Raw genomic sequence first — 11,631 nt, 5'->3', positions numbered from 1 at the left:
CCAAACAAAAGGACAAAAACATTTAATACAATGAGAATAGTTTACACCCTGCTGGCCCTGCTTATAGCCGTTGCGGCAAGCGCCCAGCAAAACCCACAGTATTCGCAGTACATCTTCAACAGTATGGGCATAAATCCTGCCTATACCGGCAGCAAGAATGTGCTTAACGTAAATGCCTTCCACCGCGCGCAGTGGACGGGCATTGACGGAGCTCCTACCACACAAGCCCTCAGCGTGGATGGCATATCGGCCAACAACACGCTGGGCCTGGGCCTGGCCCTTACCCGCGACCAGATCGGGGCACAGTCTACCATCTCGGCGTATGCTAACCTGGCGGTTAAACTGCCGGTAAGTGCCAATGGCGTACTGAGCTTTGGAATTGCGCCGGGGCTGGTGCAAACCAGAATAGATGGCAACGAACTTGGTATTGAAGACGATCCCGCCATTCCTGCAGAGCCGATGAACAATATTAAGCCGGACGTAAAGATCGGGGCATACTTTCATACACAACGCTTTTATGCCGGTATCTCTGTCTCAGATCTGCTGCAGTACAACGACATGGACCAGATAGAACCGGAACGTCATTACTATTTTACAACAGGATATGTAATGGACTTAGGCCCATTTGTGAAGCTGAAGCCAAGCGTACTGTTAAAAGAGGATTTTAACGCTCCTACAGCCATCGATCTGAATGCCTTTGTGCTGCTCGCCGACAGGCTGTGGCTGGGCAGCTCGTACCGCACCAGCATGAACCTGTTCAACAATACGCCTGAGATGGCCGGCATGAGAAAACGTACGGCGGTTGCCTTTATCGGGGAGCTGATGGTGCACAAATCGCTGCGCCTGGGCTACGCTTACGACAAAATGCTGAACGGCCTGGATTCATTTAATACACACGAGATTTCGGTGGGCTACTACTTCTTCAGGAAGAACGACACGAAAATGCTGACACCGCAATACTTTTAACCGCTAGCCAGAAAGGACATGAACTATAGATTTACACCCTTATGCCTTGTTGCGGCTGCTATGCTAAGTTTCGGCACAGTGGCACATGCACAATCTGATCTTAAAAGAGCAAACAAGCTTTTTAACGAGAATGCGTATGCGCTGGCACTGGATCATTATAAAGCTGCTATCGCGAAGCGGGAACCGAATGCTGAAACTACACAACGCATAGCCGATGCATACCGCCTTACCCGCCAAACAGCACATGCCGAAAAATGGTATGCCAAAGCCGTACAGTTGCCGGGCAGCAACCCCATGAACCACTACTTTTATGCTGATGCCCTGCGTAGCAACGGTAAATACCAGGAAGCAAAAGACCAGTATATGAAGTGGGCCGAAGCCATGCCGGAGCACGCCGAGCAAGCGCAGAAGCTGATGGCTGCCACAGATCAGGCACAAAAATGGATGCAGTTGCCAACAGCCGAAGTGCAGAAGCTGACAACTATAAATGCAGCCGGCTTCTCCGATTTCAGTCCGGTACCGTTTGGCAAAGGCATTATCTTTACCTCAGACCGCGGCGTGCCATCTGATAAGAAAATGGATGTGTATGGCTGGACCGGCCGTCCGTACCTGCAACTATTTACTGCCGAACCGGATGGCGATGGTAACTGGGGAGCACCGGTTGCTCTGCAGGATGTACTGCAGTCGGAGTACCACAATGCTACGGCATCGGCAGCTGAGGATGGGCAGCAACTATACTTTACACGCACGCACATGGTGCGCCAGCGCAAAAACGTAAACCCAGATCCTACCAGTTGGGTAAAAGAGCCTGAAAAACCAGAACACATCAACCGCCTCGAGATATTCTCGGCACAGAAAGAAAACGGCACCTGGAGCAACATCCAGCCTTTTTCTTATAATAATGTTACTGAGTATTCAGTAGGTCATCCGGCGCTGTCGGCTGATGGGCAGATCCTCTACTTTGCTTCCGACATGCCTGGCAGCCTGGGTGACACTGATATTTTTTATGCCGTGCGCCAGCCCGATGGGAGCTGGGGCGAACCTGTAAATGCCGGACCAACTATAAATACGCCCGGTCGCGAGAGCTTTCCGTACGTTGATGCAGCCGGTAAACTATACTTTGCATCAGACGGGCATGCAGGTTTAGGTGGCCTTGATATCTTTTCGGCAGAAGGAACACACGGTAACTGGGCTGGCGTGCGTAACCTGGGTTACCCGATCAACTCACCTAAAAACGATTATGGTATTATGTTCACCGAGCCCGGTGAGCGTGGCATGCTGTCATCTAACCGTGATTCTGAAAACGGCACCGACGATATCTATAGTTTTAACGTGGTGCTGAAGCCAGCTGTGCTGGCCATTACTACGCTGGAGCGCAAGCAAAACACCAAAGCAGCAGATACGCCACTGGCACAGGTTAAAATTGCCATCACCCAGGATGCAAACAGCACAACCGAGAACGTGTTCTCAGATGCTAAAGGGCAATATTACCTGGATGCGCTGAAAGGAGTGAACTATACCCTGAATGGCACCAAAGATGGTTACCTGAACCAGAAAGCTGTAGCAGCCATACCAGCCACCGCCTCAGATACGGTACATATTGCTATGCTCTTCGATAAAAATGAAGTGAATAAGGTGATCGTGCTCGAGAACATTTATTACGACCTGGATAAGTGGGACATCCGCCCGGATGCAGCAACTGAGCTGGATAAGCTGGTAACCCTGCTGCAGAGCAACCCTGAACTGAAAATAGAACTGAACTCGCACACCGATAGCCGCGAAAGCGAGAGGTATAACATGGTGTTGTCGGAGCGCAGGGCACAGGCCGCTGTAGATTACCTGGTGTCGAAAGGGGTAGATAAGAGCCGCTTAACAGCAAAAGGCTACGGTAAAACAAGGCTGGTAAACAACTGTACAGATGGCGTGGAATGCCCGGAAGAGCAGCATCAGCAGAACCGCCGTACCGAGTTTAAAATCAGATAAGATAAATCGGCTTAGCCCGATAATAAAGTATTCTCATTAGCTTTCATAGTTTGGAAAGGCTCCGCAGTATCTTCGGAGCTTTTTTGTTTTTATAGCTTTGCATCCGTAACTATAAACATTGTATCCTGTTGCACGTTCAGCAATCAGTTTTAACCCGCAAATGAGAAAAATAGCAGCCTTATACTTTCTGATTTTTTTACTTCCTGCCTTGGCTACAGCGCAAACTATAGTTAGCGGTACCATCACCAACGCACAAACTGCGCAACCTATAGTTGGGGCAACAATAAAAGCCAGTACCGGAGAATCCACCCAAACAAACTATAGCGGTAACTATAGCCTGTCTGTTTCTGCAGACGCTAATTACCTGGTTGTCTCACACATCGGTTTTGTAGCGGATACAATAAGGATAGCGCTTGGGCAACAAGCAAACTATAGTTTACAGCTGCAGCCACGCCAGAATGTACTGTCAGAGGTAAAGGTGCAGGGCTACGAAACTAACCGCCCGCTGCTCGAAACAGCTGCTGCGATAAGTATAGTAAGCAGTGATGTTTTGCAGCAAACAGATGAAAGTTCGTTGGTAAGGGCTGTGAATACGGTACCGGGCGTGAAAATGGATGAACGTGCGCCAGCTAGTTACCGCATCTCGGTAAGGGGAAGCACACTCCGCTCGCCATACGGCATCCGGAACGTGAAACTATACTATAATGGCATACCGCTTACTGAAGCTAATGGCACTACCTCGCTTAACCTGTTGGACGCAGCCAGTATAGGAACTATAGAAATACTGAAAGGGCCAACGGGCAGTATTTACGGAGCAGGTACGGGAGGAACGTTGCTGCTGGAGCCTCGCAGGGCAGGACTGGGGAAGGAAGTTGGCGCAGGGTTAACGGTCGGCTCATTTGGTTACCGCAAATATAATATCAGTGCCGGCGCAGGTTCGGCTAAACATAATGTCCTGGTGCAGTATAACCAGCAGCAATACGATGGCTTTCGGGAGCAATCGGCCGTAGATCGTAAGGTGTTGCTTATCTCACCTGAGTTCTATCTTTCAGACAGGCAAACACTTACTTCGCATGTTATCTATTCTGATCTGTACTATGAGCTTCCGGGCGGGCTGACACTGGAGCAGTACAAGCAGAACCCACGGCAGGCGCGTGGCGGCGAGTTTGGCAGCGTAAAGCAGCAGGCAGCCATGAACCAGGAAACTATAAACATCGGCCTGAAGCACGACTATAGATTCAACGATAACTGGAGCAATTCGACACTGGTTTATACCCTGCAGCGCTTCCGCGATCACCCGTTCAATACCGACTATGAGCGTAATGCAACACAGGAGATTGGCGCCCGCAGCAGCTTTGTATATAATACGACTATTGGCAACGTAGCTACTGCTTTTACTTTTGGCGGGGAGTTTCAGCGTGGCTTTGAAGTGGCCCGCACCTACGATAACAACAGTGGCACAGCCGGCAAACTGCGCACCGACGATGAAGTAACTGCTAAAACCGGTTTTGTTTTCGGCCAGGCCGAGCTGGAACTACCTTCTGATTTTATTCTTACACTTGCCCTTAGCCTGAACGACACCCAATACCGGATCACAAGGCTGGTACAGGTAGCATCGGGCAACTATAACTTTGTAAAAGACTTCGAAGCGGTTTTGTCGCCGAGGGTGGCGCTGCTCAAAAAGCTGTCCGATCGGGTTTCGATACATGGCAGTGTGAGCGCTGGCTTCTCGCCACCGACTGAAGAGGAGATCTTAACATCGGATGGCGTACTGAACCAGGACCTGGAAGCCGAGAAAGGAACAAACTACGAACTGGGCTTACGTGGCTATGCCTTACAGAATAAACTATATGTTGATGTAGTGGGCTATTATTTCCGGCTGAAAGAAACGATCGTAAGCCGACAGGACGCCTCGAGTGTGGCCGTGTTCCGCAATGTTGGGTCTACATCACAGAAAGGCATTGAAGCGGCACTGAAGTATACTATAGTTGATGCGCCCGCTGCCTGGGTAAACTATAGTAATGTGTGGGCCAGCTATACCTACAGCCATTACCGGTTTAAAGAGTATCAGCAAAACGAAGCCAACTATAGCGGAAACCGTTTAACCGGCGTAGCACCACACATGTTGTCGGCTGGGTTTGATGTAACTACACAGTCGGGATTATACCTGAACCTGCTGGCAAACTACTCTGATGAGCTACCACTGAACGATGCGAATACCGTTTATGCAGACAGCTACCTGGTTACAGGAGTAAAACTAGGCATACGACGAACTATAGCCGGAAGCCTTAAGCTTGATGTGTTTGCCGGGGTAGATAACCTGACGGATGAAAACTATAGTTTAGGGAATGATGTGAATGCTTTTGGCGGGAGGTTTTACCAGCCGGCGCCGCCCCGCAACTTTTACTCAGGCCTCAATTTAAAATACGTATTTAATTAAGGTTACTCCGCATTAGCAGGTATCGGAGGGTAATTGGCCATTACATTCGCAATTGCTTTATTTATCTGATGGCCACCTGCTAAAGTAGGATCAATATCTGCTTCGTACCAGCCGCGCCAGATCAGGGTATTATTGTCGGGGTCTATCAGGTCTACAATGATGGTGCCCGGAGGCAGGCTGGCTATACTTTTATAGCCTGGCAGGGCAGTAGTGTTGTATCGGTAGCGGTAACCATACCAGTAACTATAGCCGTAGCCAAAACCGGGTGCATAGGTGGTGTCTGCATCGGGGGTGGTGTTGGCAGGCAGCGCAATGTCATAAGCTATCAGCAGGTCCGGGGTTTCTTCGTTGGGGCTAAGCCCGTCTTTAACCAGCTCGCTTTCTATAGCCTGCTTTATCTGTTGGTCCAGCAAAGTGCTGTAGCCCGCTCCGCTTCCGGATATCGGGCTTGGCAGCTCTGCCTTATACCAGGCATAGGTCTGGTAATTTCTAAAGTTTGTTTCCTGATTGTAGGTGCTGCTGATTGCGGGGCCTGGGGTGCAGGCAGTGTGCAGCATTAAAAGTAGTGTCGCAATTGCCGTCCACAAAACAGCCTTTGTTGGGTTAGTGGTGTAGTGCATGGTGTAGTTTTAGCTGAAGATATCTAACCTATACGCACTACCCGCCGCAATGGCTAAGGCAAAGAGCGGTAGACTCTTACTTCTTTTTACGGAACCAGTTGCGCTGCTTAAGTTCGCGCTCCTGAGTAATGAACATGCTAAGTTCCTGTGCCATGCTTACCTGGCCTTCAACAGCAGGCTCTAGTGAGAAAGCAGGTGCTACTGGAGTTGTTACCTGGTTCTGTGCTGGCTGAATAAAGATTGGCAGAACTGCTACGTGAACTTTGGATGCAGAAGCAGCTACTGTACCACCAGAAGTTAGCATCACGGCGCCAGTTGGAGTTTGCGTAGAACCTTGTGCTAAACGTAAAGCCAGGCTGCTCATTGTCGCTACCTGTGCTGTTGCTGAAGTATAACTAAATACCATTATTGTTAAAATAGCAAGTAGTAATACTGGTTTTTTCATATCTTTTATAGTTATTTGACTAATCTAACGAATTAACGGTTGCAAAGTTATGCATTTTATATATACAATTATATATTTTCTCTAATATTTATTGTAGATTAATATTGGCAAAGTGATAAAAGCGCTTTTAGCAGAAATAGACGCAGATTTTTTGAGGAAAAAAATTTTAAAAAAATTGAAAAAAAAATTAAAAGTCAACTATAGTCGTAAGGATTTTATGGGAATAATACAGTTTTTGCGCGTTTTAGGAGTTTGGTCGATGAATATCAGTGCTTTGTCGATGGTTTAGAGGGGTGGCAAAAACAAAAAAGCCTGACCAAACTGGCCAGGCTTTCTGAAACTATAGGATAATTCGGTTAGCCGATAGCTACCATCTCATTTCCGTCTTCATTATAAGCTTCGATTGGAGCACATGAGCAAACCAGGTTACGGTCGCCATAGGCACTATCAATACGGCTCACAGTTGGCCATACTTTATTGTCGCGCAGGTAAGCCATCGGGAATACCGCTTTCTCGCGAGAGTAAGGTCTTTCCCAGTTCTCTACCATCACTACTTTTAAGGTGTGTGGCGCGTTCTTCAATACGTTGTTTTTCTGGTCCGCTTTGCCGGCTTCAATCTCACGAATCTCTTCACGGATCGAGATCATCACATCGCAGAATCTGTCCAGTTCTTCCTGTGCTTCAGATTCAGTTGGCTCTACCATTAAGGTGCCCGCTACCGGGAACGATACGGTTGGCGCATGGAAACCATAGTCCATCAAACGCTTCGCAATGTCTTCTACCTCTACACCGAACTTCTTGAACTCACGGCAATCCAGGATCATCTCGTGCGCGCAACGGCCTTTAGAACCAACGTACAGTACCGGGTAGTGCTTCTCTAAACGTGCCTTCATATAGTTGGCATTCAGGATAGCGAACTTCGTAGCCTCTGTCAGACCATCAGGTCCCATCATGGCAATGTAAGCATAAGAAATAGGCAGGATAGACGCAGAACCCCAAGGCGCAGCAGAAACCGCATGAATCGCATCTTTACGACCTAAGTCAACTACAGCGTGGCCCGGCAGGAACGGAGCCAGGTCTTTAACCACACCAATCGGGCCCATGCCAGGACCACCACCACCGTGCGGGATACAGAACGTTTTGTGCAGGTTCAGGTGGCAAACGTCGGCACCAATGTGAGCCGGCGAAGTTAAGCCTACCTGAGCATTCATGTTGGCACCATCCATGTAAACACGGCCACCATTGTCATGTATGATCTGGCAAATCTCAACGATTGACTCCTCATATACACCGTGTGTAGACGGATAAGTCACCATTAAGCAAGACAGTTCATTCTTATACTGTTCAGCCTTAGCGCGCAGGTCAGCTACATCAATGTTACCTTTCTCATCGCACTTAACTATAACTACCTTCATGCCGGCCATTACTGCAGAAGCAGGGTTTGTACCGTGTGCTGAAGAAGGAATAAGCGCTACCGTGCGGTGATGATCGCCACGTGACTCATGATAAGCACGGATCACCATCAAACCAGCATATTCGCCTTGTGCACCTGAGTTTGGCTGCAATGATACCGCATCGAAACGGGTGATCTCGCAAAGCCATGCTTCCAGGTCTTTAAATATCTGCTGGTAGCCTTTTGTCTGATCAGCAGGAGCAAACGGGTGCAACTGACCGATTTCAGGCCATGTAACCGGGATCATCTCGGCAGTAGCGTTCAGCTTCATAGTACAAGAACCCAAAGAGATCATCGAGTGAACTAAAGAGATATCTTTGTTCTCCAGGTGCTTCATGTAGCGTAGGATCTCGTGCTCAGAGTGGTGCTTGTTAAATACTTCGTGTGTTAGGTACTCGCTGGTACGGATCAGGCTGTCAGCCCATGTTATTTCTGTTTCCTCTGGTAGCGCATCTATAGTTAGCACGTCCGCAGACTTACCAGCCACTTTTGCAAACACAGCAACTATAGCTTTCACATCGGCCAAGTTTGTGTTCTGGTGTAATGAGATACCGATGTTGTTCTCTCCGAAGTAACGGAAGTTAATACCTGCAGCCTCAGCCTCAGTACGGATGGCATCTCTCAGTTCAGCACTTTCAACAGCAATTTTCAGTGTGTCGAAGTACTGCTCGTTCTGCTGCTCAAAACCTAAGGCTTTCAGACCTTTCTCTAACTGCTGTGCCAGTGAGTGTGTATTCAAACCAATATACTTCAGGCGACGTGGGCCATGATAAACGGCATACATGCCAGCAATAACAGCCAACAGTACCTGTGCAGTACAAATATTGGAAGTAGCTTTCTCGCGACGGATATGCTGCTCACGTGTCTGCAGGGCCATGCGGTATGCTCTGTTACCTTCCGCATCTACCGAAATACCGATGATACGGCCTGGAATAACGCGTTTAAAGGCATCTTTTGTAGCAAAGTAACCTGCGTGAGGACCACCAAAGCCCATTGGCACACCAAAACGCTGGGTAGTACCCACTACAGCATCAGCGCCCATCTCGCCCGGAGATGTTAACAATGTAAGCGAAAGGATATCAGCAGCAACAGCTACATAAGCCTCATTCTCGTGCGCTTTCGCAATAAAGTCTGTGTAGTCGAAAATGGCACCATCGGCAGCAGGATACTGTACCAGGGCACCAAATAAGTTTTCATCTGTGAAGTCAACCTCGCGGTGATCGCCGATAACCAGCTCAATGCCGATTGGTGTAGCACGCGAAGTCAGTACATCTATAGTTTGTGGAAGTACCAGGTCAGATACGAAGAAGCGGTTCGCGTTTTTGCGCGCGCCTTTACGCTGTGCATAGAACATTCCCATAGCCTCGGCAGCAGCTGTACCTTCGTCCAGCAACGATGCGTTGGCAATCTCCATACCGGTCAGGTCCATTACCATCGTCTGGTAATTGATTAAAGCCTCAAGGCGGCCCTGCGCAATCTCTGCCTGGTAAGGAGTGTAGGCGGTATACCAACCCGGATTCTCCATAATATTACGGAGTATAACCGGAGGCATAATCGTATCATTATATCCCAAGCCAATGTATGACTTGAAAATCTTGTTCTGCTTTGCGATCTGAGAGAACTGGTTCAGGAACTCTGTCTCTGTCAGGGCTGCTGGCAGGTTTAAAGGTCTTTTTAGACGGATGGCGGCCGGTACGGTCTCCTCAATCAGCTGGTCCAGCGAGTCTACCCCGATGGTTTTCAGCATGTCCTGCATCTGCTCTTTGTCAGGGCCATTGTGGCGCTCCTTAAACACGTCTGCAGGTTTGGTTTTAAATATCATAACGATGAAATATTGATTGGGAAATTTGGGTTAATTAATTTCTTAGAAAGTTAAGGATTTCAGGCCTTCTGTGATTTTCTACAAAAGTAACAGTATTTGTTTTTATATTGAACCATGAAAGGGAAATACTTAATTCCTCTGCCAGGCGCTGTTTATACTTATATTATATAACAGATATAGCCTTTAATTTCAGTCATATAAAGTGTCCGGGTTTATACTTGTAACCGGCACAGCCGACTATAGTTTCAAACATCAGAATTCAAAGAACAATTCAAGAATCTACAGATGAGCAAAGTAAAAGTAGGTATAATAAGAGAAGGGAAAGTGCCTGTAGACAAACGGGTGCCGCTTACACCAAAAAAATGCGAGGAGGCCTTACACGAGTTTCCGGAACTGGAAGTGGTGGTGCAACCAAGCGAGGTTAGATGTTTTTCGGATGAAGAGTACACAGAACTAGGAATAGAGCTTCAGCAGGACCTGAGCGGTTGCGATGTGCTGATGGGCGTAAAGGAGGTACCCGTGGACCAGTTGATCCCGAACAAGACCTACTTTTTCTTTTCGCATACTATAAAGAAGCAGCCGCACAATGCAAAACTGCTTAAAACGATACTTGAGAAGAAGATCACACTGATAGACTATGAACTGCTTACTGATAAGGATGGGCACCGTGTGGTTGCCTTTGGTCGGTATGCTGGTATCGTTGGTGCTTATAATGGTATTCTTACTTATGGCAAAAAGCACAAGCTGTTCGACCTGAGACCAGCCTATCTGTGCCACGACATGGATGATATGCGGGAGGAGTTCTTTAAAGTAAAGCTGCCGCCTATAAAGATTGCAGTAACCGGTGGCGGTAGGGTAGCAGGCGGTGCCATGGAAGTGCTGGATGAAATGGGAATCCGGAAGGTCAGCGTGTTCGACTATTTATATAAACAGTTTACAGAACCTGTATATGCCCAGCTACACTCCGGCGACTATAACATGCGTCCGGATGTAGAAGTATGGGACTCGCCGGACTTTTATGCAAATCCACACTTATATAAGAGTACTTTCCGGAAATTTACAAGAGTAACTGATCTTCTTATGGCCTGCGCCTACTGGAATCCGCAAGCGCCAAAGCTATTCACAGAAGAGGAAACCCGACAACCAGACTTTAAGATTAATACCATATCCGATATCACCTGCGATGTTGACGGATCTATACCTACAACCAAACGTTCTACCACTATTCCGGAGCCAGCTTACGACTATAACCCTGAAACTGGAAAACTGGAACCAGCTTATAGTTCGAATAATAATATAACAGTGATGGCAGTAGATAACCTGCCATGTGAATTACCCCGCAACGCATCCCGTGATTTTGGTCGTAACCTCATAGACTATGTGTTCCCACAATTCTTTAACAACGATGAGGGCGGTATGCTGGCAAGAGCAACTATAGCTAAGGCTGGAGAGCTAACTGAGAAGTATAAATACCTGCAGGAGTATGCTGATAAAGCAGCAGGAACAATGAAGGGGCAAGAGAAACTATAGTTCTAAAGATTTTCAAGAAGACTATAGTTCTGCTATATGTACCTATAGTTGCGCACAAAGCAAGATAATAGACTAAGCTCTTAAAATATCTGCTTCACTGGGAACTATAAGCTTGCCTCAGCCTGTTCTCTCTTCACGTCCGGCCGGCAGGGCCGGGGGAAAAGCAGCAAAAACACTCCCCATGATGGCGCCCACAGGGCACGGGTTTGACAAGACGGCTAGTTCCAGAAAATAATCCATCAGGTTTTCAGCCACTTAGCTGGTATAGGCAAAAATCTTTTCCCGGGTTGCTTGCAAGGCGGGAAAAACTCCCTACTTTTGCATCCCCGTTCAGCAGGAAGGGTTGGAAAGAAAGGAAGAAGAGGCGAGGGC

General features: G+C 47.9%; 7 protein-coding genes. 4 read left to right on the top strand and 3 right to left on the bottom strand.

Features of this window, described 5'->3' with window-relative positions:
- Positions 1–30: 30 nt before the first annotated feature.
- The 3 genes from GXP69_RS18390 (at position 31) to GXP69_RS18380 (ending at position 5,389) form a co-directional block, all read left to right on the top strand.
- Positions 31–966 carry a PorP/SprF family type IX secretion system membrane protein gene (locus GXP69_RS18390; protein ID WP_163917014.1) on the top strand — a complete coding sequence of 312 codons (936 nt, stop codon included), beginning with the start codon at positions 31–33 and terminating at the stop codon, positions 964–966.
- Positions 967–1,026: 60 nt separating this feature from the next.
- Positions 1,027–2,949: an OmpA family protein gene (locus tag GXP69_RS18385; RefSeq protein ID WP_163917012.1), complete on the top strand. Its 1,923-nt coding sequence runs from the start codon at positions 1,027–1,029 to the stop codon at positions 2,947–2,949.
- 160 nt (positions 2,950–3,109) lie between these two features.
- On the top strand, positions 3,110–5,389 hold the full coding sequence (locus GXP69_RS18380) for a TonB-dependent receptor domain-containing protein (RefSeq protein ID WP_163917010.1): 2,280 nt from the start codon (positions 3,110–3,112) through the stop codon (positions 5,387–5,389).
- Between the two features lie 2 nt (positions 5,390–5,391).
- Here GXP69_RS18380 and GXP69_RS18375 read toward each other — a convergent pair whose 3' ends face one another.
- The 3 genes from GXP69_RS18375 to gcvP form a co-directional block, all read right to left on the bottom strand.
- Positions 5,392–6,009: a DUF4136 domain-containing protein gene (locus GXP69_RS18375; protein WP_163917008.1), complete on the bottom strand. Its 618-nt coding sequence runs from the start codon at positions 6,007–6,009 to the stop codon at positions 5,392–5,394.
- A 76-nt stretch (positions 6,010–6,085) separates the two neighbouring features.
- Positions 6,086–6,454, bottom strand: coding sequence for a hypothetical protein (locus tag GXP69_RS18370; protein ID WP_163917007.1), 369 nt, complete (start codon positions 6,452–6,454; stop codon positions 6,086–6,088).
- A gap of 356 nt (positions 6,455–6,810) precedes the next feature.
- Positions 6,811–9,729, bottom strand: a complete 2,919-nt coding sequence (gene gcvP / locus GXP69_RS18365; RefSeq protein WP_163917005.1) for an aminomethyl-transferring glycine dehydrogenase — start codon at positions 9,727–9,729, stop codon at positions 6,811–6,813.
- 285 nt (positions 9,730–10,014) lie between these two features.
- Between gcvP and GXP69_RS18360 the strand changes: the two genes are divergently transcribed.
- Positions 10,015–11,259 carry an NAD(P)-dependent oxidoreductase gene (locus tag GXP69_RS18360; protein WP_163917003.1) on the top strand — a complete coding sequence of 415 codons (1,245 nt, stop codon included), beginning with the start codon at positions 10,015–10,017 and terminating at the stop codon, positions 11,257–11,259.
- Positions 11,260–11,631: the final 372 nt, after the last annotated feature.

The sequence above is a fragment of the Pontibacter burrus genome, assembly GCF_010686685.1.
In the GTDB taxonomy this organism is placed as follows: Bacteria; Bacteroidota; Bacteroidia; order Cytophagales; family Hymenobacteraceae; genus Pontibacter; species Pontibacter burrus.
This window is presented reverse-complemented; position numbering and strand designations above follow the sequence as displayed.

Coding starts and splice junctions, on each gene's coding strand:
- GXP69_RS18390 (WP_163917014.1), top strand. CDS start 31: ATGAGAATAGTTTACACCCTGCTGGCCCTGCTTATAGCCGTTGCGGCA.
- GXP69_RS18385 (WP_163917012.1), top strand. CDS start 1,027: ATGCTAAGTTTCGGCACAGTGGCACATGCACAATCTGATCTTAAAAGA.
- GXP69_RS18380 (WP_163917010.1), top strand. CDS start 3,110: ATGAGAAAAATAGCAGCCTTATACTTTCTGATTTTTTTACTTCCTGCC.
- GXP69_RS18375 (WP_163917008.1), bottom strand. CDS start 6,009: ATGCACTACACCACTAACCCAACAAAGGCTGTTTTGTGGACGGCAATT.
- GXP69_RS18370 (WP_163917007.1), bottom strand. CDS start 6,454: ATGAAAAAACCAGTATTACTACTTGCTATTTTAACAATAATGGTATTT.
- gcvP (WP_163917005.1), bottom strand. CDS start 9,729: ATGATATTTAAAACCAAACCTGCAGACGTGTTTAAGGAGCGCCACAAT.
- GXP69_RS18360 (WP_163917003.1), top strand. CDS start 10,015: ATGAGCAAAGTAAAAGTAGGTATAATAAGAGAAGGGAAAGTGCCTGTA.